Origin of the sequence: Paenisporosarcina sp. NPDC076907 (genome assembly GCF_050269735.1) — a bacterium.
GTDB lineage: Bacteria > Bacillota > Bacilli > Bacillales_A > Planococcaceae > Paenisporosarcina.
In genome coordinates, this window is the sequence record NZ_JBNNIX010000006.1 from 104,922 (window position 1) to 125,222 (window position 20,301).

The following is a 20,301-nucleotide window of genomic DNA, read 5'->3' on the forward strand; positions in this document are numbered from 1 at the left end:
TATCAACGGATGGTTCGTTTATCCCTTGTTTACAGATTGAATCACAAGATTTAATGCAACCGCAAGTTCCGGCAATATGGCGCCGGAGCAATCAATTGGTCAGATAAGAAGGTTGCTGACGTTACCAATCAGTTTGTCATCGAATTATGGCTAAACAATCATTCAAGACTACCTTACAAGGAGCACAATCTATGGAGTCTCTATCAACTTATTTACATATGCTCCCCCTTCCCGTGGCTATCTTATTAAGTATATTCCTCAATGTATTGATTGCCATTTCTGGTATACTCCCCAGTGCATTCCTAACCGCAGCGAACGTTGCGATTTTCGGGTTTTGGGGCGGTTTTTCAGTCTCATTGATTGGGGAAATCGTGGGTAGTTTAGTTGCTTTCGGATTGTATCGGAAAGGTTTTAGACACGTGATCAGCGATAAGACCAAACATGCCCCTCGCTTGCAAAAGTTGCTTCATGCATCACCTAGAGAGGCCTTTTTGTTTGTCATCGGTCTGCGGATGATGCCATTTGTACCTTCTGGTTTAGTTACTCTTTACGCAGCGGTGGGTACCATGAGTTTTGGGTCCTTTGCCCTCGCCAGCAGTTTAGGGAAGTTGCCCGCACTCCTATTGGAAACTTCCGCTACATACGCATTGGTAGAGTGGACGCAAGCTGGACAGTACCTTGTCTTCCTGGTAGCGATTGGTTTGGTTTGGCGTGTATGGAAAAAATTTAAAAATCCTCAGAGATAATTGTAAAAATTGCATATACTGACCGTAAATTATTTAAACTATTAAGGATCATGCTGGAAACAACGACATTAGAGTTTCCCCTGGGCTTGGTCTCTTGCTGTAAACATAGACTTATTATCTTAACGATAGAACCCATGACATTACCCCATATGCAGGACGTTGCATTGCGTATAATACAACAATCCTCATTATGAAAGGTGGTGTTAGCTATGGGTTATGGAAACAACAACGGATCTTCTTTCGCTTTGCTTGTGGTTCTTTTCATTTTGTTGATTATTGTCGGAGCGGCTTTTCTCTACTAATTAAAATAATCACCAGGAAAAGAAAACCACTCCCGCAAGCACTCCGAGAGCGCTTTGAAGGCGCTCTTTAATCCTATAAGAAACACCTTTCAACTTTTTTGGACAAGCCCCTGATTTGAAGAAGATCCGTTTACGTAACCCGTAGCTATGGGTTTCATTAAAATGCACAAGGGAACATGATGAATAGAGGTGATCTGATGGGGAATTTTAAGAGTAATGGCACGATGTTAACTTATGATGAATACGGTACCGGTGAACCCCTTTTGTTACTGCATGGATTGACCGGCAATCGTCATATGTTTGATGCGGAAATAAAAGTATTCAAGAAATATTTTCGGACAATCGTCCTGGATGCGCGGGGACACGGGGAATCAGACAAACCGGCTTCGTATACGTTAGATGATCATGTCGGCGACGTCCTTCGCTTGCTTGAACATTTAGGGATTGAAGAAACGTATTTGCTTGGCGTCTCCATGGGCAGTTACATTGCGCAAGGCGTAGCAATTGCTTTTCCTGAACGTGTGAAGAAACTGATTTTAGTGGCAACGAAGTCTCAAGGAAAAACATCTTCAATGGAAGCGTTATTTGCAAAACATGCCGACGAACTGGAAGGAATGGACTTTTCGGAGAAAGTAATTAAAGTCTCCCCTTACATTTTTCACGACTTAAAGGCTGTCGGTAAGTGGAGTCATGATGCGGCCGAAAAAGGGTCACCTCTGACCGTTAACGAGATTGAAGCAGCGAATGATGCATTGGAAGGCTTTGATTTCCGTGAAGATTTGTACCGCATCACAGCTAAAACATTGGTCATCAGTGGCGATCACGATGGATTGAATCCATCAGAAGCAGGACGAGAAACCGCGAGATTAATTCCGAATGCCACGTTTGTAGAGTTCAATAAATCTGGACATGCCCCGAATGTGGAACAACCGTTACTATTCTTGGATTTCGTTTTAGAGTTTTTAGACCAAAAATAAAACCCGGCTCGCTTTCTGCGAACTGGGTTTGTCTTTAGTTAGATAGCTTACGTTTTTTCCGAACAAGTTTGAACAAGTAGTATAACAAGATCGCGCTCACTAAAATGACCCAAATCAAGGTTTCATTTATCTCCTCAGAGACCATACCTGCTGGGATGAGAGACAGTATGAAAAAATAAATGAAATTCCCGATAGTTGTAGCAAGGATAAATGGCCAGAACCGAACCGTGCTCAAACCTGCCAATATATTGACCAAACTGGTTGGTACTAACGGGAATATCCGCGCTTGAAATACATAGGCAAATCCATTCGCTTTGATTTGCTCAAGCAATTCGGGTTTGAATTTTTCAATCAGCCTTTCTTGAAACAAGTAGCGGACGGCATAAAAGACGAAAATTGCAGCAATCACACTTGAAATCCAGCTCCATAAAAACCCATCAACAAACCCAAATAGCGTGATATTAATGGTAATTACCAATAGTAAAGGAAACACCGTAAATGAATTTTGAAGAATCATGATGACCAGCATAAACATGTAGGCATACAGCAAATTATCATCTAAAAAATCTTGAATAGCTTCAACGTCGCGATTTACGAGAAGCGTAATGATTTGACGGTTTAACACTAAAAAAATGAGCAGCAACAACAAGCCACCCCAAACCAACCAATTCTTATGCGTGAGTTTATTGATGGCTTCTTTCATTCGTCACCCGCTCGTATCTTCCAATGGAATTTTGTGTGCACTAAATTTTCTTCTATCATATCATGTTTCTTAAAACGAATAGGAATAATAAGTGTCCAATTCCAATCGATTCCATGAAATAATATTCTTTTATCAAGTCTCAGCAGCTATCTACAAAACGAAAAACAAATGCATCCTGTGTTATGATAAAAAAAATTCTTCAGTAGAGGTGATATTTTGAAAGCATATCAATTTCTCGTTACGCTTAATCATGTAAAACCGCAAGTGTGGCGCCGCATTGTCGTACCGGCATCTCTCGATTTTTATGATTTGCATTCAATCATTCAAACATCTATAGGATGGACAAACAGTCACTTGTTTAATTTTTCGATTGACGATTCAAAAAACAATAAAAAGATTGAAATGGTCGGCGATGAAGAATCTGTTTCAGAGAACTTTGGCATGGCCCAACACTATATGAAAAACCCGCCACAAAAAGGGTCATATGAAGACATGATGTATCAACGGTTCATCCGTACCCAACTATCACTCGCACGAGATGTAGATTTGAGTCAATACGTCACCGACTACCCTAAATTCCGCTACATTTATGACTTTGGAGATGGCTGGGATCACGAAGTAGTACTGGAACAAGTAGTGGATGATTATGCGCACGATTATCCGCAATTACTTGAAGGCAAAGGAACTTGCCCACCAGAAGATGTGGGAGGTCCCCCTGGTTATGACGAATTCAAACGCGTCATGAAGAATACAGACGACCCTGAACATGATGAGATGAAAGCATGGGCAAAAGGGCAAGGGTATCAAAAATTCAACTTAAAGAAAGTAAATGCATTCCTAAAAGACGAATGGGTTTAGCCAAAAAAAATATAGTGACGGAATGACGAATTCTGTGAAAGAACAATGCCTTTTTCCCGTGTCAGCTCCAAAGGTGAGCATATGCTAAAGCATCCTTTCTAAAAAGGCGGTGTTAAGCATGGGATACGAATGCTGCAATAATAGCGGTTCTACGTTCACGTTGATCGTTGTTCTCTTCATCTTATTAATTATTGTCGGTGCAAGTTTTCTATACTAATTTATAGAAATTAGCCCTCAAATCCGACTATGACGTGCGCCCCTTTCTTCCCCCACGGCGTGCGGTATAAGTACAAAAAACCTGACTCCTTACTGGATGTCAGGTTTTCTTGATGTGTCTCTGTTTTTGGAGAAGATGATTTGTCCGTGTCCAGGCGAATGGACAGAACGTGATGGTGACTGGACAGAAAGAAATCAACTAACGATTAAGCGACTGTTTCTTTCTCGTAAATCGGTACCCAGCCTTCTGTTGTAACAAAGATGCGAACCGCTACAACTTTGCGGTCTTCCATCAGCGTAAAGTAGTGACGGACGTTTTCAGGAACAGAGATTAAGTCACCCGGGTGCAACTCGACATCAAAGAATTCCCCGTCTGCCGATTGAATGACGAAAATGCCATGACCGCTGACAATGAAACGTACTTCATCGTCTTCGTGATGATGTTCTTGTTGAAAGTTTTTCAACAGTTGTTCCAGGTTCGGCGTTGATTCAGAAAGTGAAATCACATCTGCTTGCTGATAGTTGCGTCGCTCGGAAATGTCGGCAATTTCGATGCCGAATGCGGATAAAATCTGTTGTTTTTCTTCATCTGTTAAATTGAATTTTTCTCGAAGCTCAGTAGGAAGCTTCTCGATATCCCATTTTTCATAAATGACTTCATTGCTATTTAAAAAATCAATGACTGCTTGCTCTTCTTCAATGCGTTCATTACTTGCGTGTTTGCGAATGTATGCCATCTTCAAAAACTCCCCACTACATGTTTTATCGTTGCTAATTTCACTTGATACGAGAATAAAAATTCCCATGCTTCCAAATATTTTTTTGCTTCAAAAGCGTCTTTGCCCCATACGGTGATGCCGTGATTTTGAATCAGGATGGCTCCTGTGTCCCCAGTTACATAACGATCAAATTGTTCAGCAAGTGTTGGGATATGTGCGACATTCGGAATGATTGGAATACTGATCTTCGCATCTTGTTCCCAAGAACCGAGTGCTTTAATAATTTCATTTCCGGTGAAATCAATATGTGTATCATGTTTGTACAGTTCCGTGATGACATTATTGTCAATCGTGTGCACATGTAGGACACAACCCGCATTGGTTTTGTTATAAATTTTTGCGTGGAGCAACGTTTCAGCGGATGGTTTTGACGACGTCTCCTCCAACTTTTCACCAACTGCATCCACCAGTAAAAAGTCATGGTCCGTGAATTTTCGTTTGTCTTTACCAGATGCAGTAACGAGGAATGTAACTGGTTCATTCGTAACCTTAATCGATAAATTGCCGCTTGTGCCGTAGAACCAGTCGCGGTCTGCGAGTTCTTTTTTTATGGCCGCAAGCTCGTTCCAACGGGAAAAGTAGTTGCTCATGTGTGTACCTCCAATTGCTTTAAAATGTGAATCACGTCTGAAAATGTTTCAAATGGCTCAAAAGGAAGGTTGAGTTCCTCACACTTTTCGCTGAGGAAGTCCCGCGCGATCACTTTGTCTGCTAGTTTTGCCGCTTGCAAATCGGTGATTGAATCACCGATGACGATTTTGTAAGTGTTGTCGTCACTCAGTTTGCGAATAATGGAAGGTTTACAGCAACCGCAGCCATTCGAGCAATGTTCATCGCAAGTATGTGGCCAATTAATCGTAATGGTTTCCCCAGAAAAATCTGCCTCGTTACAGTAAATACGCTCGTCTTCTATTTGGTCCTTCACGAGTGGTTTAACAAAGAAGTCAATGCCTCCAGATACGATGAACAGTGGAATATGTTGCGCTTTCGTATAAGCGACAAAGTCTTCAAATCCTTCTCGAATTTGTGCTTGATTCAGTACGAACTGTGTAATTTCATCTTTTTGGTCGGTTGATAACAAATTGAAAAGTTGGGTTACGCCTTGTTGAATGGATATTTCCTGGCCAAGAATCTGGTCTTTTATCGGTTCCCATTCAGGTGGTGCGAATTTTTTCATGATGGCCATGATGTTGTCTTTCGTAGTAATGGTGCCATCAAAATCACAAAATATGACGGGTTGTGTCATCGTACTTTGTCACCCCACAATTCCAGGGCTTGTTGCAGTTCAGTATTCGCTTGCGCTGCTTCTGATAAGGACTTCCCTGAAAGCGTTGCATCCACAGCTTGCCTGAATGCTTTGCCTCCAGCGGCAGAACCTGCTGGATGACCATGCACCCCGCCGCCTGCATTGATAACGGAATTAATCCCGAAGTCTTCGATTAGTTGTGGCACCATGCCTGGATGAATGCCGGCAGATGGTACTGGTAATGTTGTCTTCAATAAACCAGGCGCTTGAAGTGCATCGGCAATTTGAAGTGTCTCCCCTTTTTCCAAGGCTACGCTTCCATATGGCGAAGGGAACAACGAGAAATCTGCCCCCGCAAGTCGCAATAATTTACCTAATGCGAGCTGGTTGGATAAGCCATACTTTCTGGATGGCGTGAATGCTCCTGAAACAGCGGGATGAGCCATGATAGGAATTGCGATTTCCGGATCTTCAGCTAAACTTTGCAGCGTGTCCAGCCCGTATGCGTACACATTAAACAGCAACATATCAGCACCTAGCTCCGTCGCGCGTTTTGCTTTGTCTCTTAAGTCAAATGTTCGTCCAGTCAAATTCACCGCGTAACGTGTTCGATGACCTGTCTCTGAGAAAACATGCTCGAGCACTTCACGCCCTCTCACAATTCGCTGCTCAAAAGGCGTCAACTCGTTCTCGAACAAAATCTCATCATCTTTCACAAAATCCACACCACCACGTGCTTGGTGTTCGAGCTGTGTCAGTAAAAAGTCCAAATCTTTGCCGAGAATGCCTTTAAAAATACTCATGACAAATGGTCGTCCTTGCACACCTGTCAGTTGGCGAATCCCTTCTGTTCCGAACTTCGGTCCTGAAAAGTGTGCCGTTAATTCCGGACTAAACTCCAAATCGAGTAACTTAATTTCTCCGTCCAATGATAACTTGCCAAAAGTTGTTATTAATATAGCTGGCAGGTCTGGGCTGTAATTGGCTACCGGGTAAGCTATACGGATGATTCCTTTCGTTCGGTTATCTGAACTACCGACATTTTCGACAGATACAACGCGCCCTTTATGTTTCTTCAGTTGTTTTTGCTCCAGTTGTGGCAAATCAGTCCAGGATCCCACAGTCAAGCCAAGCGCGATGCCTTCTGCTTTTTTTTCAAAATTATCATCTATGCTATGTACTAAATAAGTCGCGATTACTTCAGTCAATGTTTTCACCTCTTCAGAAAAAATAAAAAACCTCTTCACAAAAAAGAAGAGGTTAGTAGTTGAACTAACATCCTCTTATCTGTCAGCTACTGCTGCAAGAATTAGCACCGTGCTTACTCGTGTAAGTCGGTTGCCGGGTTTCATAGGGCTAGTCCCTCCACCTGCTCTTGATAAGAAAAATGTAGATATGATATTTTTTAAAATCTAAATTGGATTATGACAGGGTGTAAAATACTTGTCAACACAATTTTCTAATAAATTGAAATATACAGCTTATTTCAATTGTACAAAGCTATGCTATGTTTGTTTTTTGAAAGACATGACAAGTTTTAAGAAATAAATTTCAATCCAACAGCCGCTCCCAACACGATTGCAATAAACAGCATGCGCAACCATGTTTTCGGTTCCCCGTACAACATCATACCTAGAATTGCGCCTCCAGAAGCACCAATGCCTGTCCACACTGCGTATGCCGTTCCCATTGGAAGAGTCTCCATAGCAAGTGCTAGGAACAAGAAGCTCGCCATAAAGCTTGCGAACAATCCGGTTATGGACTTCCAAGAGCGATTTTTATGAACTTGGTTGATCATCGCGACTCCTGTCATTTCAAATAAACCGGCAATGATTAAGAATAGCCATGCCATTATGACGACACCTCTTCCTGTTCTTTTGTGACCAACTTAAGCCCGACAACCCCTATTAACAGAAGCGCAATCAAACCCAGTTTCGGGATATTAAATGATTCTCCGAAAAAGAGAATGTCTGCAATGACTGTACCTGCTGTACCTAGACCAACAAACACTGCGTACACAGTTCCTACGGGTAATGTTTTCCCTGCCATGATCATCAAATAAAAACTGATTGCAATCGCAATTAAAGTGCCAATCCAAGCCCACACATCATCCGCATGCTTCAGTCCAATCACCCAAAACACTTCAAACACAGCAGCTATCAACACTTTCATCCATTCTTTATTCATGAATCCCAACTCCTTTTCCAATAAAAATAAGCCCGAGAGATGAACGTATAAACGTTATCTCCCAGGCTTTTATCCTTCCGTGTGGCTTTGCAAATTGGCAAAGTGTTTTCTCTCGGACCAGGCCAAACCGGTTGTTTGCGGAACCCTAGAAAACTTGTTCGCCATCTTGAGAATGGCGCTTTATGAAATTATTTTGTGCAAGGTTAGAATAAACCATGCGGAACAATGAGTCAAACGACGAGCTCATAGTAAATATTCGGTTGTATATATTGGAAAAAAATGTAACACTTAAATTAATTCTTTTTCGTATAAAGAAAGGAGAATCACTTTGAAGTCCTTCACTAACAAAATTATTATTTTGGTCATGTCCATCGTTATCTTTATCATCTACTGTCAATTGCTTGATTTTTTTACAAGGAACCTTCTTCCGATCTCACCACTTGGAACGATGATTGGCTTGATCACTCTTTTTCTTCTTATCCCCATTTCGTATCTATCAGCTCACGGAGTGGTGAAAGTCATTAAGGACATGTAAAAAACACTCCTGATTAAGATGGAGTGTTGAAAACTTTTGTAATTAAAATGTCTCGAAAAGCAGGAAGTAAAGAGTCAAAGCGGGTGTCATTGACTTCTTCTTTTGAGATCCAGACATATTCCGAATGCTCATCATTCAACTGAAAATGGGCAAGTTGCGCTTCTGTTACGTCAGCAACATATGTATAAATAAGGCGGTAAATAGGTTCACTGGCTGTGTGTCCCTCGAAAGTCCGGACATGGATTTCTGTGAGACTAGGTACTGCCATATTCGTTTCTGCCTGCACTTCACGGTGTGCAGCTTCTAGAGGAATTTCATGAAATTTCACCTTGCCCGCTGGAACATTCCAGACTCCAGGCGCCACGGTTGCCAGTTCTGAACGCTTTGTAAGAAGGATTTTATGATGATGTTTCAAGATGATCTCAATTGAGACACGGTAATTTGGATGATTAGTCATGGCCACTTTCTCCGATTCTATAGATTGCCAATCTCAGCAAATTGATTTCCTGTAAAAAATTTACTATTAAATCGCTCGATTGGCAAGAACCGGAGTGAAACCAGACAAGTCAGTTTGCAACAATTACCTAGCCTTTATAGGAATTCCTTGACGTTTCGGAGTTGGATACGCAGCGATTGCTCCTGCGACTCCACTGAAAGCTAGAAGTGAAAGAACGGCAATCGGAAATGCTTTCTTCTTCAAATTGGTTTGCGTCATAGGGTACCTCCTTGGTTATGAACATTCACATTTAGTGTAATTGATGTATATGTTGAAAATATGAATATCATGTTAAGAGATTCTTAGGAAAGCTCTTTTCATATATCCACTTAACCGTCAGCCTTTCATGTTAGCTTTACGTCAATTCGTGGTAAACTACTACTAGCATTTACCGTGTGAAACGAGGTTTTACTTATGATTCGAACATTTGGCGTAACGGCTGATAGCCAATTGGAAATGGACTTTCCACTAGAAGATTTACATAAAAAATCATTTGATTGGTATTGGATTGATTTTGATAAACCTTCTGCCACTGAAAGCGCGTTGCTTGATTCGTTCTTTCATTTCCATCCACTGGCGATTGAAGATTGCCTGCATCGGTTGCAACGACCGAAAGTCGACTATTACGATGGCTATCATTTCTTCGTCGTCCATACAATGAACGAAGAGACACTTGAAGCAGAAGAATTGGATATATTTGTTGGGAAAAATTTTGTTGTGACATTCCATCATACTGCAGTTCAGGAATTGGACTTGGTTCGCGAAAAACTGCAACGAGATGCATCATTTTGGGACCGAGGAGCAATTTATGCGACGTATCAAATTCTCGACAAAGTGGTCGATTCCTATTTCCCGCTCGTTTACAAAATTGAGGATCATCTGAACGAAATAGAAGATCAGATGACGTTTGATATGAAGCATTTTTCGATGGACACCGTCTTTGAAATGCGCAGTGACTTACTATGGTTGCGTCGAACAATATTGCCGATGCGCGATTTAATGTACCGTGTATTAAACTCCAGTCGTTTTAATCTTCAACAGCATGAACATTCCTACTTTGCGGATATTTCTGATCACCTCGTCAAACTGACAGAAATTGTGGAGTCAAACCGAGAACTTACAGCTGATATTCGAGATAGCTATATGGCAATGAACTCCAACCGAATGAACCGAATCATGATGATCTTAACGATTGTATCTTCCATTTTCATTCCACTTACATTTGTAGCGGGGGTATATGGGATGAACTTTGAAAACATGCCGGAACTCGAGACGAAATACGGCTACTTTTTCGCATTAGGCGGAATGGCACTTATCGGATTGTTAATGTTCGCTTGGTTTAAATACAAAGGTTGGTTGAATCTATTTAAATCATAAAAAAAACCATCTCCTGTGAAAATAGGGAGATGGTTTTTTGCATTTATGGACTTAAAAAGGTGGTATCGAGAAAATTTGGAGAAGCAGGAACTTCATGTTTACCTGTACATATGTGGAGCTGTCTTTAGATTTTTACAACAAAAAAGGAGCTTTAGGCTCCTTATGTTTGCTTGATTATTCTTCGCCCTCTTCTTCAGGGTTTTTGTTTTCATCATCTACATCGTCCATCTCTTCGCCATCGTCAACACCGTTATCTTGGTCTACTCCGTCACCACAACCTGCTAAACCACCAAGAACGATTCCGCCTACTAAACCACTTGCTAATAATGTCTTTTTCCAATCTGCCATGTCTGTTTCCTCCTCAAGTTTTGTTAAATTATGATTGCTAATGTTCTAATTCAAATTTACCCCACTAAAAAAGAAATAAACCTCTCATGAAAATATTAATCTGTATATTTAATTTTCAAGGATTTGAAAAAAAGTGTTTAAGTGAATACTGGCAGGTCATTGAACAACAAAATAGCTCAGTAGAATCTACTGAGCTCCTCTTTATCCCTTACCATATGTCAGGAAGGGTTCATACATCGTGATTGCATGGTTTTCGGTAATGAACTCATCATCGATAAAAACTATGTACGTTGAGATGAAACGTTAATCTCAGCAAGTTAACTTGCCTCTGAGACCTATTTGAGCGATAAAAGTGTCTGTTTGAGCGATAAATTAGATATCTGAGCGACAAATGGTCCAATATGAGCGATAAACATGGAGTTTTGAGCGTTAAATTTTTCACAAACTCTCACCCCCTTCTAATCAACAAAAAAAGCTCACTCTCAAGTTAAGAGCGAGCTTCCATTCATTACAATTCAATTGTTTCAGGTGGTTTTCCGCTTTTGTTCATTAAACGGATGGATTCAGGTTTCACAACTAATATCAATAAGTTTGGATCTTCTGGACCTTCGAACCAATTTTTCATATGGTCATTCCAAATTTTTTCTTTCAGGCTTTCGTCTGTGCTTTCACTTACTTTGCCTTCAATCTCCAAGTAAGCATCCCCAAAGCCTTCTCCATCGTAGCCAATCAAAATATGTGTATACGGATTTGCTTCAATATCTTCGACCTTATGTGTATTTTTATTCGTCGGGGTATATAGTGTAAATTCTTCATTGTAGAAAGTCATATACCTTGAGTGTGGTTTATTGTTTTTCACCGTCGCCATTGTGCCGGTGCGACTTTCTTTTAAAATGTCTAATGCTTGTTGTTTACTCACTCTTAATCAGCTCCTTTCTGAAAGTATTCCTTCCAGTTCCGCCAATTAAACATGACAATGTGCTATTACTCAGCTAAATATTGGTATAGCTTATCATCATTAGCACTTGCAGTTCCTCTGCCATCCCGATTGTTCGTGACGAAGTACAAATCTTCACCATTGGAAAACACATCTCTTATTCGACCAAAGCCCGTAATCGTGTCTTCTAAATCACCCGAGTCGGGATTGATGACAAGAATGCCTTCCCCACGCAAAGCTGCTACATACAATTTTCCTTTATGAAACGTCATGCCTGAAGGTGCCCACGTTGTATTGGCTCCAGAATGAAGCAAAGGCGTCACATATCCTACTCGTTCTTTACTACCTTCAATTAATGGCCATCCGTAATTGCTGCCTGGTTCAATTTTATTTATTTCATCTTTGGCAGATTGTCCATGTTCAGAAGCGAATAATACACCATCTTCAGACCATGCGAGTCCTTGTGGATTACGATGTCCGAGACTCACTGTTTCCCATTGATTGTTTGCATTCAAACGGAGGATTTTTCCGTTTTTCGAATTCGGATCTTGTGCTAATTGTGGATTGGCCGCATCTCCAATCGTTGCGTACAACAACTGATCGGGACCGATTTCAAGTCGTCCTCCATGATGGACATTGCCAGTTGAAATTTCGTCTAAATGGATGGCGACTTCTTTCCAGACGTTTCCTTCCAATTTCAATGTCACGATTCGGTTGAATGGACCATTACCCGCATCGTAATTGTAGTAGGCAAATGCTGTTTTCGTCTCTTTGAATGTCGGTTTTAGAACAAACCCTAGCAAACCCGCTTCTGAAACAGTCGCTAAAGGCGTTGAAAACTCCACTTTTTGATGTTCGACTGTGCCGCCAGCTCCTATATAAGCAATCTTCCCAACCCGTTCTGATATGTAAAATTCGTCCCCTACTTGATTAATTGCCCAGGGAACTTCAAGATTTGTAGCTACTTCTTTGACTGACTCAGGTTTCGCAGATTTACTCTGCTCAAGAAATCCACACCCACTTAACAGAAGAAGGCATGAGGTGAAGATTATCCATCTTTTCATGACTAATCACCTCTTCTATTCTTTCTTTCTATAATACAGAATATTTAGTCTACTTATCTATATATTCGTCACCACTATTTGAATAATCAAAGCTATCGTGACCATACGCAATAAAGGTTTCACATATTCTTTTTTCAATTTACGGGCTAGATGCACGCCGATTTGCGCTCCACTTACTGAACCTAACAATAACGCAATGGTTACTGCCCACATAATTTTTCCGGTTGCAATGTAAGTTAAAGCTGCGCCGAAACAACTCGAAAAAATCGCTATGCGGGCAAGTCCAACGGCCCGAATATAAGAAATGCCAAGAGATGAGAGGATGTACATCATCAATGTGCCGGACCCCGGTCCAAACACTCCGTCATATAATCCAATGCCAAATAGACCAACTCCGCTTTTCTTGTTCACGACAAGCGGACGATTTCCTTCAAAATCACTCGACCCCATAAATGAAGTGATTAATGCAAAACTCAGCAACACGATAGCAATGATTGTCAACGTGCTTTCGGTTAAAAAGGACGCGATTAAACCACCCGCAATTCCACCACCCAGACAAAGTGGAACGATGATGAGAGCTTCTCTTACGGTAACTTCTTTGTATTTATAAATGACGATGAAACTGGACAAAGAACTGACTGTATTGGATACCTTATTTGCCCCAATGGCGGAGTGAACCGGTATTCCCATTAACAGCATCGCCGGTAAACTGATTAAGCCACCACCTCCAGCCAGTGTGCCCAGCACATTCGCGATCAATCCTATTAAAAATAACCAAATATAATCCATGAGCTACCCCTTTTTCAAGTTAGTATGTTTATGTGAGCGGGACGAGGGTATTTATATAGTATCGAACAAGCAGTAAATAACCTATTAGGAGGAAAGCACATGACAAAAGATAATGGATTTTCTGACAAACTTAAAGGTGGAGTAAACAAAGCCAAAGGTGAATTTAAAGATCAAGTCGGAAACGCGACAGACAATACGTCACTTCAAGCTGAAGGCAAGTTCGACAAAGCGAAAGGTGCCGTGCAAGAAAAAATTGGTGAAGCAAAAGACCGTAGCACGGACGATAAATACTAATCCTATAAAATTTCATGTAGTATAACAAAACAGTTGCTCTCATTATTTGAGGGCAACTGTTTTTATGTCAATAATGAAATGGCTTCTTTAAGTGTAGTTAAATAAGTAGCAGTTTTACTATGGTTATTTTTCATAAAACTTGTATGGTGAGGTTTTAACCCTACAATGTACGTTTCAATCCCCATAATTTGAAGAGTCTCCACAAACGCTTGGAATGAATTAATGCCATATTCACTGATTTGGTCAATTCCATTAAAATCAAACACAACTTTTGTGATATCGTTTTCATACAATTCGATCGCCAAGCGATCTTCGCTATTGGAAATCAAATCTTGATCAAACTGCCCAAATAACGGGACCAGCCCCACATGGTTTGATACAGGTATAAGAGGTGCTGATAATTGCTTGATTTGATTTAACTGACTTTCAGCTAGTTCTTTTTGAGAGAGCAATTCAAAATCCACATGTGCAAGACGGTTTTCATGTTTTTGAACAATTTCCATGATTTTATCAAGCTTACTGCCGATTTCAAAACACTGCAAGATTCCTTTTTCATGCTCCCACGTAATGGAAACCGCAAAAAGCTCTTGTAAGTCTCTTTTCGTTTTTAATGTTATTTCGATAGGCTTGTCCAAGCTTTGTGCCAACAATCTGTCGCGTTTGCTTTGACTGCCGGTATTCATGAGATCCACAAAATAGTTCACATCTCCAAATACTTGGCGAGCAGTTTGAGACATATCGAGTATTTCAAATGATCGGTCCACCAAAAATGCAGGAAAAGGCAGCGACTTAATGATGTTCATGTATTTTCACCTCATCAAGTTCAACCATCCATTTTTGCAGTACTTCATAATCACTGATCATCCGAGTTCTTGGAGAAGCGTATTTCGCTAAATCGTAAGAAGATAGAAGTCTGCTACCCACCAGTAGATGCGGCTTGCTACTAATTTCATCAAGTTCAGTAATGTATTGTTTTAATTGTTCCAAGTGATGAATGATGGTGAGAGAGACGCCGATGACTTGAGGTGCAAAGCGTTCTGCAGCCTCTTTTGCATAAGACAAAGGCAAATTAGCCCCCATTAATCTCACGTTCCATCCAGATTGTTCGAATAAGTAAGCAGCCATTTTCATTCCAAGCGAATGTTGTTCTTTTTCTACGCAAAAAAACATCGCTTTTTTCGAATGAGCTGTAAGCTTCGGTTTTGGAATGACACTATGAAACCTTGCTAATATGTAATCACAAGTTGCTGTCGCCAAATGCTCGTCTGCTACTGTAATTTCATCCTCTTCCCACATCAACCCGATTAAACGCATGGCTTCCGTGATGTAATCCTGATAAATGGTCGCTATCGGCATTCCTTTTTGGTACAGTGAGTGAATTTGTTCAAATGCGTTATCTGAATCTCCTTCAAGCAATGCAATCGCTAATTGTTTAGTCATCTCTCTCACCTCCTTCTATTTATTATTTGATCGCGTCTATTCCTGCTTGCAATAGCTTTTGATACTCTTCGGAATCCGGTGTTGCCGTTTTTCCTAAAACATCATGGATTCGCTGGAAATTATCGATGACATGATGTTTACTCATGCCTCGCTGTGTTAGTAAATTGGTCAGCCAAACTGCGTAATTGGTGAAAACTTGAGGATCGTCCAGTTTCGCAGCTGTTTCTAAATGATCGAAATGATGATGATTATCTTCAAGACAACGCATTTTCCCTGCTTCTCCAAAACGTTCAAGAATTTCAGGATACGCTTCGTAAATTTCGGCTACTACTTCGTCGATTACTTGTGTACGTGTATGTGAATTCATCGAGCCACCACTGCGTATTTTGTCACTTTCGGAACAATGGCCGCCAGTTCTTGATCGGGATAGTTTTTTTCAAGTTCATGTACTTTTTTAAATGCGTCGCTGGTTACCCAGTTCATATAAGACGCTTTATCCACCCATTCCATATGGACGGTCAGTTCTTCCGGTCTTTTCTCATTTTGCCAAAGATGGAATGCTTGAAAACCTTCAAATGTATCAACCAAACGAGATCGATTTTGATAGATGGCAATCACTTCGTCTGCTTTTCCTTTTGGAACTTGCACAGTAGAATGTACGACATACATCAGCGTTGCCTCCTTTTGACCTATTATGAATTCAGTTGTACTAGCGTACCATACTGACACCGAAAAATCTAAAATCTTCAATTAACTTAACGCTCTTTTTAATCTTAAAGACGTGTGATGACCTGCCAATTTAGAGTCATTTGCTGGCTCCTCTTTTACGACAACGAACCCTTTCGCTTTATAAAATGGAATGCCTTTTTCATTTTCCTTTTCCACTGAAACCCACTGTTCTTTGGCATCATACATTTCTTGTTGTAGACGAGAATAGGCTTCCAGTAATTGTGTGCCAATTTTCTTATTCCGTTTTTCTGGATGCAAATAAAGGACATAAATTTCTGCTTTTTTGGAGTTAATCATACCTCCACCGATTGCCCCTACGATTACCCCTTCAACCTCAGCCACAAAGTAACCATTCCATTTAGTAGACAAATCCGTAATTTCCTTCAAGATTCGTTTAGGCGTATAGTATCTTTCAACAATATGTTCAATCTCTTGCTTCGTGTAAATGCCACCATATGTAAACCACTGGCCTTCCGTACACACCTTGGCAACGCCATCTTCATCTCCTGGTTGTGCTTGGCGTATGATGGTCTTCGGTACATAAAGATGCAACGCATACTGCTGACCTTTTTGCCCCATGTAGCGACGTCCTTCATCTTTAAACCCGGCCTTCAAATAAACATGCCTAGCCGCTTCGTTATTTTCATTGACCCCAAGTACCACTTCATCGAATTGTGGAAATTGACGATGGATGAAGGTGGGAAGAGCTTGTATCGCTTTCACTGCTATTCCTTGCCCCTGAGAATCCGGATGAATGGAAAATCCCCGTAGTAAGATCGAATTTGGGTTGTCAGTATAGAAGAAGCGGTCATTTCCAGTATCCAGGACGAAGAAACCAACGATGTGATTTCCTTTTAAAATCGTGACAGGTGTTCTGGAAAAATCATCGTTCTTCAACAACTCTAATGGATGTCCCGTAAACTCGAGCTGGTCGGGAGGTAACGGGTAAAATTGAAATGCTTGCTGGTGATCTGGATTGTAAGGTACCAATGTAATGCTTTGTGGCATGACGAGAATCTCTCCTTCTTAAGTTGTCGATCGATTTTTTTATTTAACTCGATTTCAACGTAACCACGACAATTTCAGGCAAGTTAAACAGACGGATTGGAATGATGCTATTCCCAAGGCCTCGGCTGACGATTAACGTTGACTGATCCTCTTCATGAATGCCGGCAGTGTACTCTGGAAAATAGCCTTGACCTGGAGCAACAAGTCCCCCGACGAACGGAAGTCTGAACTGACCTCCGTGCGCATGTCCGGAAAATGTTGCATCGATTCCCGCATCCTTATACGTTGGAAAATCTTCTGGACGATGGGCAAGGAGAATTGAGAATGTATCAATCGGCACATTCGAAGCGCTAATCATTTGAGCAGCGGTCGCCCCCTTTAACGGATCGTCAATACCTGTTAAAGAAATCGACATTCCGTCACGTGTTATGTTCAACGTTTCATTGGATAGCACGCGTACACCACGAGTTGTAAGTTCCTCTTTTATATGTTCCACATCATTCGTCGCTACTTCATGATTTCCTATTACGTAATATACGTCCGTTAATTTCACAATTTCATCGATGAGCGCGAGACTGTTGGGTAAATCATAACGATTGCTATCGATCAAATCCCCAGTAATGACAATCATATGAGGCTTTTCCTTCTTAATTTTGTTCACTAAACGCTGCTGATTATCACCAAACGTCGCATCATGAAGATCTGAAATTTGCACAATCCGGTATCCATCAAAAGTAGAAGGAATTTCAGAAGACACCAACGTGTGATGAGAAACGGTGAGCCAATGATTATTGACATATAAAAAGCCAATCAAACAAGCAACAGTAAAGATGACTTTCAGTAGTTTTCGAAACATGTAAAACTCCTTTTTAATAAGCAAGACCCACTCGAACCTTTTTAAACTGTGGATCTAGCAATTCTTTGTAAGCGAACGCGGCTGTATCACCTACAGATATTTCAACGCCATTTTCCGGTAAAAAGTTCATTTCAGTTCGCCACTGACCTGTTGCCACTCCATCGGGCAAATAGGTTGGACAGACAACGGTCCAATTCAAATTGGTTGCATCAAGTTTTTCGAATACCTTTGCATGCTCTTCTGCCGCAAATGTTAAGCGACGTTTCGATTCAGTTGACTGAAAGCGGTACAACTCAGGATTGGTACGGCTTTGCAAAATCCCTGCTGTTCCAATTGTGATGATGCGTTTTATCTCTTCTTTTTGCATCGCTTCAATAATAAGTGGAATCGCATCTGTCAGCGTGGTTGTCTTATCTGTACCAATTGCACTGACTACAGCATCCGCTCCGTGAATCGCCTCATTCACCAAAAGTTGTTCTCTAATATCGCCTTCTATAATCGTTAAGTTTTCATGAGGAGTTAATTTGGATGACGAGCGAACAAGAGCCGTCACGAGATGACCATCTTCCAGCGCACGACTTAAAATTTCATTTCCTACACGTCCTGTTGCACCAAATATTGTAATGTTCATGGCGGTTCCCCCAAATCTAGTTTCTTTTAGAATAAAGGAATGGGGTCAGTCTGGCTAATGATTCAAACACGAAAGCCACTACCACTGTATACGGAATTTCTTCTTTTTATCACTCGGAAAGACGATGGAGAGAGTGAGAGGAAAAAAAAACAATCCTTCGCCATAATAAGCGATTGGATTGTAGACGTAATAAGTATATGTAGATCAATGATGGGCTCGAAGAAATTAGCCAAAATCTTTCTGGTGTTTCTTTTTGCGTTTCAAATAGTCTTCATCTTCACGAATTTGATCCCATTTCTTTTTGAAAATGGCAGCCGATTCAGCTTTCACAGGATCAATGTCACGTTCTTTGACAGACCCATCCTCATTGTATTTGCGACCACCTTTGTAGTTCGTATAACGGCGTGCGCGCGTATAGCCCATTTGAATGAACTTTCTAGCCATATCCATCCCGACAAAATCGTCTTTTTTCCGATAGTCCTCAAACAGTTCCATTATTTTTTCCGAGGATTCCTTGGCAATATCCGGTGTTTTAAAACGCCAGTGTGGCAGGATTTCACTCTTATAAGGTTCAACCAGCAAGACGCCTTGCTCCCCGCGTCCAACCCGGTACAGCTCAGGCTTTTTCCGAAGGTCCAGGTTTTCATAATCCAAGTCATAATCAAACGCCATGGCAGAATCACTCCTTTTCCTCCTTATACCCGTTATTCTGGCGCGACAATCTCCAATTTGAGACGGTCCGGATCTTCAAAAAATACAGCGTAAGTTTGATTGCCTCCTGCATAGGGATGGCGATCTTTATATAGAATGTTTACGCCACGATTGATCAATTCTTCCGTCAGTTCATCCACTTGAAAGCGAGACTCCCCGTGAAAAGCCAGATGGTTCAACCCGGTACGACCACGATGAAATGCTGGGTCCGCATGTCTTTCTTCCGTTTGCACAAAAACTAGATATGTATGATTGATCTTATAACTGAATCCCTTATCCCACTGTTGATAAAGTTCATAACCAAGCTTCGGCAATAGAAAATCGTAAAAGGAGCGGGTTTCCTGTAAATTGGAGACGTTTATTTCTACGTGATGTAACATGCTTAACCTCTTTTCGATTGATTTATATACTGAGCGATGGCTCAGTTGTAATTATTGACCTTCACGTAGGGAAAAATGAAGGTGACGTAGGAATTTTCGGGGTTCACGTAGGAAAAATCGCCATCCACGTAGGAATTACATTATAAATCACTTTTCATGCTTGTTATAGAAGAATACCACAGCAGGAGTTTCCGTCGATTCGTCGAAATTTATATGTGAGAGATTGGAGGAATACATATGAAGAATTTATCGATTGAGTCCATCGGCCAAATAGCCGTCAATGTAAAGGACTTGCAACGAGCTGTGGCTTTTTACAGAGATGTAATTGGCTTGCCATTGTTATTCGAAACAAATGGCCTGGCGTTTTTCCAGTGTGGGGAAACACGCTTATTATTGAGTTTGCCGGAAAAGAAAAAGTTTGATCACCCAAGCTCCGTGATTTACTTTAAAGTGAAAGACTTAAATTCAACTGTAACTACTATGAAAGAAGCGGGTGCTGATTTCATTGACGAACCCCATATGGTTGGGAAAATGGGCGATGTTGAAATTTGGATGGCTTTCTTCAAAGATGGAGAAGGCAATACTCATGCAGTAATGAGTGAAGTTTAAACAGTGAACCCTTCTAAAGCTTTTAACATGGAGGGTTTTTTCTTTTCAAGAGAAGGCGTAGTCCTTCTCCCATTTAAGGTCTT

General features: G+C 41.0%; 30 protein-coding genes and 2 riboswitches. Of the genes, 8 read left to right on the top strand and 22 right to left on the bottom strand.

Features of this window, described 5'->3' with window-relative positions; translation table 11 throughout:
* The first annotated feature begins 191 nt into the window (after positions 1 to 191).
* From ACQKEV_RS16025 to ACQKEV_RS16035, 3 genes are all read left to right on the top strand, one after another.
* Entirely contained in the window at positions 192 to 746 is a 555-nt protein-coding gene (locus tag ACQKEV_RS16025; protein WP_427447571.1) for a TVP38/TMEM64 family protein, read from the top strand.
* Positions 747 to 955: 209 nt separating this feature from the next.
* Positions 956 to 1,048, top strand: a complete 93-nt coding sequence (locus ACQKEV_RS16030; RefSeq protein ID WP_269926683.1) for a YjcZ family sporulation protein — start codon at positions 956 to 958, stop codon at positions 1,046 to 1,048.
* A gap of 197 nt (positions 1,049 to 1,245) precedes the next feature.
* On the top strand, positions 1,246 to 2,025 hold the full coding sequence (locus ACQKEV_RS16035; RefSeq protein ID WP_427447574.1) for an alpha/beta fold hydrolase: 780 nt from the start codon (positions 1,246 to 1,248) through the stop codon (positions 2,023 to 2,025).
* A gap of 34 nt (positions 2,026 to 2,059) precedes the next feature.
* Here ACQKEV_RS16035 and ACQKEV_RS16040 read toward each other — a convergent pair whose 3' ends face one another.
* Complete coding sequence (locus ACQKEV_RS16040; RefSeq protein WP_427447576.1) at positions 2,060 to 2,728, bottom strand: TVP38/TMEM64 family protein; 669 nt, start codon at positions 2,726 to 2,728, stop codon at positions 2,060 to 2,062.
* Between the two features lie 216 nt (positions 2,729 to 2,944).
* Here ACQKEV_RS16040 and ACQKEV_RS16045 point away from each other — a divergent pair, with 216 nt between their 5' ends.
* Both ACQKEV_RS16045 and ACQKEV_RS16050 read left to right on the top strand, forming a co-directional pair.
* On the top strand, positions 2,945 to 3,586 hold the full coding sequence (locus ACQKEV_RS16045; RefSeq protein ID WP_427447577.1) for a plasmid pRiA4b ORF-3 family protein: 642 nt from the start codon (positions 2,945 to 2,947) through the stop codon (positions 3,584 to 3,586).
* Positions 3,587 to 3,704: 118 nt separating this feature from the next.
* Positions 3,705 to 3,803 (top strand): YjcZ family sporulation protein, encoded by a 99-nt coding sequence (locus ACQKEV_RS16050; protein ID WP_427447578.1) that lies wholly within the window; start codon positions 3,705 to 3,707, stop codon positions 3,801 to 3,803.
* 205 nt (positions 3,804 to 4,008) lie between these two features.
* Here ACQKEV_RS16050 and ACQKEV_RS16055 read toward each other — a convergent pair whose 3' ends face one another.
* The 8 genes from ACQKEV_RS16055 to ACQKEV_RS16090 form a co-directional block, all read right to left on the bottom strand.
* Entirely contained in the window at positions 4,009 to 4,539 is a 531-nt protein-coding gene (locus ACQKEV_RS16055) for a cupin domain-containing protein (RefSeq protein WP_427447580.1), read from the bottom strand.
* Between the two features lie 2 nt (positions 4,540 to 4,541).
* A complete protein-coding gene (locus tag ACQKEV_RS16060) occupies positions 4,542 to 5,171 on the bottom strand; it encodes a methylthioribulose 1-phosphate dehydratase (RefSeq protein ID WP_427447581.1) in 630 nt (209 codons plus the stop codon).
* Positions 5,168 to 5,827 carry a 2-hydroxy-3-keto-5-methylthiopentenyl-1-phosphate phosphatase gene (locus ACQKEV_RS16065; protein WP_427447583.1) on the bottom strand — a complete coding sequence of 220 codons (660 nt, stop codon included), beginning with the start codon at positions 5,825 to 5,827 and terminating at the stop codon, positions 5,168 to 5,170. Before ACQKEV_RS16065 ends, ACQKEV_RS16060 begins: the two co-directional genes overlap by 4 nt.
* Complete coding sequence (locus ACQKEV_RS16070) at positions 5,824 to 7,035, bottom strand: 2,3-diketo-5-methylthiopentyl-1-phosphate enolase (RefSeq protein ID WP_427447585.1); 1,212 nt, start codon at positions 7,033 to 7,035, stop codon at positions 5,824 to 5,826. The genes ACQKEV_RS16065 and ACQKEV_RS16070 overlap by 4 nt, the downstream gene beginning before the upstream one ends.
* A gap of 72 nt (positions 7,036 to 7,107) precedes the next feature.
* Positions 7,108 to 7,212, bottom strand: a riboswitch (SAM riboswitch).
* A gap of 152 nt (positions 7,213 to 7,364) precedes the next feature.
* The gene (locus ACQKEV_RS16075; RefSeq protein ID WP_427447587.1) at positions 7,365 to 7,679 is read right to left on the bottom strand and encodes a DMT family transporter; all 315 of its coding nucleotides are present in this window, start codon (positions 7,677 to 7,679) and stop codon (positions 7,365 to 7,367) included.
* Positions 7,679 to 8,014, bottom strand: a complete 336-nt coding sequence (locus tag ACQKEV_RS16080) for a DMT family transporter (protein WP_427447589.1) — start codon at positions 8,012 to 8,014, stop codon at positions 7,679 to 7,681. The genes ACQKEV_RS16075 and ACQKEV_RS16080 overlap by 1 nt, the downstream gene beginning before the upstream one ends.
* A gap of 56 nt (positions 8,015 to 8,070) precedes the next feature.
* Positions 8,071 to 8,174: riboswitch (guanidine-I (ykkC/yxkD leader) on the bottom strand.
* 388 nt (positions 8,175 to 8,562) lie between these two features.
* The gene (locus tag ACQKEV_RS16085) at positions 8,563 to 9,006 is read right to left on the bottom strand and encodes an NUDIX hydrolase (RefSeq protein ID WP_427447591.1); all 444 of its coding nucleotides are present in this window, start codon (positions 9,004 to 9,006) and stop codon (positions 8,563 to 8,565) included.
* A 123-nt stretch (positions 9,007 to 9,129) separates the two neighbouring features.
* Positions 9,130 to 9,264, bottom strand: a complete 135-nt coding sequence (locus tag ACQKEV_RS16090) for a hypothetical protein (RefSeq protein ID WP_427447593.1) — start codon at positions 9,262 to 9,264, stop codon at positions 9,130 to 9,132.
* 195 nt (positions 9,265 to 9,459) lie between these two features.
* Between ACQKEV_RS16090 and corA the strand changes: the two genes are divergently transcribed.
* Complete coding sequence (gene corA, locus ACQKEV_RS16095; protein WP_427447595.1) at positions 9,460 to 10,422, top strand: magnesium/cobalt transporter CorA; 963 nt, start codon at positions 9,460 to 9,462, stop codon at positions 10,420 to 10,422.
* Between the two features lie 174 nt (positions 10,423 to 10,596).
* Here corA and ACQKEV_RS16100 read toward each other — a convergent pair whose 3' ends face one another.
* The 4 genes from ACQKEV_RS16100 to ACQKEV_RS16115 all read right to left on the bottom strand — a co-directional run bounded on the left by ACQKEV_RS16100 (position 10,597) and on the right by ACQKEV_RS16115 (position 13,560).
* Positions 10,597 to 10,770 carry a hypothetical protein gene (locus tag ACQKEV_RS16100; RefSeq protein ID WP_424470923.1) on the bottom strand — a complete coding sequence of 58 codons (174 nt, stop codon included), beginning with the start codon at positions 10,768 to 10,770 and terminating at the stop codon, positions 10,597 to 10,599.
* Positions 10,771 to 11,278: 508 nt separating this feature from the next.
* The gene (locus ACQKEV_RS16105) at positions 11,279 to 11,689 is read right to left on the bottom strand and encodes a pyridoxamine 5'-phosphate oxidase family protein (protein WP_427447597.1); all 411 of its coding nucleotides are present in this window, start codon (positions 11,687 to 11,689) and stop codon (positions 11,279 to 11,281) included.
* 65 nt (positions 11,690 to 11,754) lie between these two features.
* Complete coding sequence (locus ACQKEV_RS16110) at positions 11,755 to 12,771, bottom strand: PQQ-dependent sugar dehydrogenase (protein ID WP_427447599.1); 1,017 nt, start codon at positions 12,769 to 12,771, stop codon at positions 11,755 to 11,757.
* A gap of 57 nt (positions 12,772 to 12,828) precedes the next feature.
* Positions 12,829 to 13,560 carry a sulfite exporter TauE/SafE family protein gene (locus ACQKEV_RS16115; protein ID WP_427447601.1) on the bottom strand — a complete coding sequence of 244 codons (732 nt, stop codon included), beginning with the start codon at positions 13,558 to 13,560 and terminating at the stop codon, positions 12,829 to 12,831.
* 99 nt (positions 13,561 to 13,659) lie between these two features.
* On the opposite strand from ACQKEV_RS16115, the gene ACQKEV_RS16120 reads away from it, so the two are divergent.
* Positions 13,660 to 13,854, top strand: a complete 195-nt coding sequence (locus ACQKEV_RS16120) for a CsbD family protein (RefSeq protein WP_427447603.1) — start codon at positions 13,660 to 13,662, stop codon at positions 13,852 to 13,854.
* Between the two features lie 62 nt (positions 13,855 to 13,916).
* On the opposite strand, the gene ACQKEV_RS16125 is transcribed toward ACQKEV_RS16120, so the two are convergent.
* From ACQKEV_RS16125 to ACQKEV_RS16165, 9 genes are all read right to left on the bottom strand, one after another.
* Positions 13,917 to 14,657: an STAS domain-containing protein gene (locus ACQKEV_RS16125; RefSeq protein WP_427447605.1), complete on the bottom strand. Its 741-nt coding sequence runs from the start codon at positions 14,655 to 14,657 to the stop codon at positions 13,917 to 13,919.
* Complete coding sequence (locus ACQKEV_RS16130; protein ID WP_427447607.1) at positions 14,644 to 15,294, bottom strand: cobalamin B12-binding domain-containing protein; 651 nt, start codon at positions 15,292 to 15,294, stop codon at positions 14,644 to 14,646. Before ACQKEV_RS16130 ends, ACQKEV_RS16125 begins: the two co-directional genes overlap by 14 nt.
* 22 nt (positions 15,295 to 15,316) lie before the next feature.
* Positions 15,317 to 15,661: a hypothetical protein gene (locus ACQKEV_RS16135; protein ID WP_427447609.1), complete on the bottom strand. Its 345-nt coding sequence runs from the start codon at positions 15,659 to 15,661 to the stop codon at positions 15,317 to 15,319.
* The gene (locus tag ACQKEV_RS16140; RefSeq protein WP_427447611.1) at positions 15,658 to 15,963 is read right to left on the bottom strand and encodes an antibiotic biosynthesis monooxygenase family protein; all 306 of its coding nucleotides are present in this window, start codon (positions 15,961 to 15,963) and stop codon (positions 15,658 to 15,660) included. Before ACQKEV_RS16140 ends, ACQKEV_RS16135 begins: the two co-directional genes overlap by 4 nt.
* Positions 15,964 to 16,044: 81 nt before the next feature.
* Complete coding sequence (locus ACQKEV_RS16145) at positions 16,045 to 17,031, bottom strand: GNAT family N-acetyltransferase (RefSeq protein ID WP_427447613.1); 987 nt, start codon at positions 17,029 to 17,031, stop codon at positions 16,045 to 16,047.
* A gap of 43 nt (positions 17,032 to 17,074) precedes the next feature.
* Positions 17,075 to 17,887 carry a metallophosphoesterase gene (locus ACQKEV_RS16150; RefSeq protein ID WP_427447615.1) on the bottom strand — a complete coding sequence of 271 codons (813 nt, stop codon included), beginning with the start codon at positions 17,885 to 17,887 and terminating at the stop codon, positions 17,075 to 17,077.
* A 13-nt stretch (positions 17,888 to 17,900) separates the two neighbouring features.
* Entirely contained in the window at positions 17,901 to 18,518 is a 618-nt protein-coding gene (locus ACQKEV_RS16155; protein ID WP_427447617.1) for an NAD(P)-dependent oxidoreductase, read from the bottom strand.
* A gap of 225 nt (positions 18,519 to 18,743) precedes the next feature.
* On the bottom strand, positions 18,744 to 19,190 hold the full coding sequence (locus ACQKEV_RS16160; protein WP_427447619.1) for a DUF4385 domain-containing protein: 447 nt from the start codon (positions 19,188 to 19,190) through the stop codon (positions 18,744 to 18,746).
* Between the two features lie 32 nt (positions 19,191 to 19,222).
* Positions 19,223 to 19,609, bottom strand: a complete 387-nt coding sequence (locus ACQKEV_RS16165) for a VOC family protein (RefSeq protein WP_427447621.1) — start codon at positions 19,607 to 19,609, stop codon at positions 19,223 to 19,225.
* A gap of 237 nt (positions 19,610 to 19,846) precedes the next feature.
* Between ACQKEV_RS16165 and ACQKEV_RS16170 the strand changes: the two genes are divergently transcribed.
* On the top strand, positions 19,847 to 20,218 hold the full coding sequence (locus ACQKEV_RS16170; RefSeq protein WP_427447624.1) for a VOC family protein: 372 nt from the start codon (positions 19,847 to 19,849) through the stop codon (positions 20,216 to 20,218).
* Positions 20,219 to 20,301 lie beyond the last annotated feature (83 nt).

Coding starts and splice junctions, on each gene's coding strand:
- ACQKEV_RS16050 (WP_427447578.1), top strand. CDS start 3,705: ATGGGATACGAATGCTGCAATAATAGCGGTTCTACGTTCACGTTGATC.
- ACQKEV_RS16115 (WP_427447601.1), bottom strand. CDS start 13,560: ATGGATTATATTTGGTTATTTTTAATAGGATTGATCGCGAATGTGCTG.
- ACQKEV_RS16065 (WP_427447583.1), bottom strand. CDS start 5,827: ATGACACAACCCGTCATATTTTGTGATTTTGATGGCACCATTACTACG.
- ACQKEV_RS16110 (WP_427447599.1), bottom strand. CDS start 12,771: ATGAAAAGATGGATAATCTTCACCTCATGCCTTCTTCTGTTAAGTGGG.
- ACQKEV_RS16165 (WP_427447621.1), bottom strand. CDS start 19,609: ATGTTACATCACGTAGAAATAAACGTCTCCAATTTACAGGAAACCCGC.
- ACQKEV_RS16120 (WP_427447603.1), top strand. CDS start 13,660: ATGACAAAAGATAATGGATTTTCTGACAAACTTAAAGGTGGAGTAAAC.
- corA (WP_427447595.1), top strand. CDS start 9,460: ATGATTCGAACATTTGGCGTAACGGCTGATAGCCAATTGGAAATGGAC.
- ACQKEV_RS16055 (WP_427447580.1), bottom strand. CDS start 4,539: ATGGCATACATTCGCAAACACGCAAGTAATGAACGCATTGAAGAAGAG.
- ACQKEV_RS16125 (WP_427447605.1), bottom strand. CDS start 14,657: ATGAACATCATTAAGTCGCTGCCTTTTCCTGCATTTTTGGTGGACCGA.
- ACQKEV_RS16060 (WP_427447581.1), bottom strand. CDS start 5,171: ATGAGCAACTACTTTTCCCGTTGGAACGAGCTTGCGGCCATAAAAAAA.
- ACQKEV_RS16090 (WP_427447593.1), bottom strand. CDS start 9,264: ATGACGCAAACCAATTTGAAGAAGAAAGCATTTCCGATTGCCGTTCTT.
- ACQKEV_RS16155 (WP_427447617.1), bottom strand. CDS start 18,518: ATGAACATTACAATATTTGGTGCAACAGGACGTGTAGGAAATGAAATT.
- ACQKEV_RS16075 (WP_427447587.1), bottom strand. CDS start 7,679: ATGGCATGGCTATTCTTAATCATTGCCGGTTTATTTGAAATGACAGGA.
- ACQKEV_RS16135 (WP_427447609.1), bottom strand. CDS start 15,661: ATGAATTCACATACACGTACACAAGTAATCGACGAAGTAGTAGCCGAA.
- ACQKEV_RS16150 (WP_427447615.1), bottom strand. CDS start 17,887: ATGTTTCGAAAACTACTGAAAGTCATCTTTACTGTTGCTTGTTTGATT.
- ACQKEV_RS16040 (WP_427447576.1), bottom strand. CDS start 2,728: ATGAAAGAAGCCATCAATAAACTCACGCATAAGAATTGGTTGGTTTGG.
- ACQKEV_RS16145 (WP_427447613.1), bottom strand. CDS start 17,031: ATGCCACAAAGCATTACATTGGTACCTTACAATCCAGATCACCAGCAA.
- ACQKEV_RS16130 (WP_427447607.1), bottom strand. CDS start 15,294: ATGACTAAACAATTAGCGATTGCATTGCTTGAAGGAGATTCAGATAAC.
- ACQKEV_RS16035 (WP_427447574.1), top strand. CDS start 1,246: ATGGGGAATTTTAAGAGTAATGGCACGATGTTAACTTATGATGAATAC.
- ACQKEV_RS16030 (WP_269926683.1), top strand. CDS start 956: ATGGGTTATGGAAACAACAACGGATCTTCTTTCGCTTTGCTTGTGGTT.
- ACQKEV_RS16080 (WP_427447589.1), bottom strand. CDS start 8,014: ATGAATAAAGAATGGATGAAAGTGTTGATAGCTGCTGTGTTTGAAGTG.
- ACQKEV_RS16025 (WP_427447571.1), top strand. CDS start 192: ATGGAGTCTCTATCAACTTATTTACATATGCTCCCCCTTCCCGTGGCT.
- ACQKEV_RS16085 (WP_427447591.1), bottom strand. CDS start 9,006: ATGACTAATCATCCAAATTACCGTGTCTCAATTGAGATCATCTTGAAA.
- ACQKEV_RS16160 (WP_427447619.1), bottom strand. CDS start 19,190: ATGGCGTTTGATTATGACTTGGATTATGAAAACCTGGACCTTCGGAAA.
- ACQKEV_RS16100 (WP_424470923.1), bottom strand. CDS start 10,770: ATGGCAGATTGGAAAAAGACATTATTAGCAAGTGGTTTAGTAGGCGGA.
- ACQKEV_RS16170 (WP_427447624.1), top strand. CDS start 19,847: ATGAAGAATTTATCGATTGAGTCCATCGGCCAAATAGCCGTCAATGTA.
- ACQKEV_RS16140 (WP_427447611.1), bottom strand. CDS start 15,963: ATGTATGTCGTACATTCTACTGTGCAAGTTCCAAAAGGAAAAGCAGAC.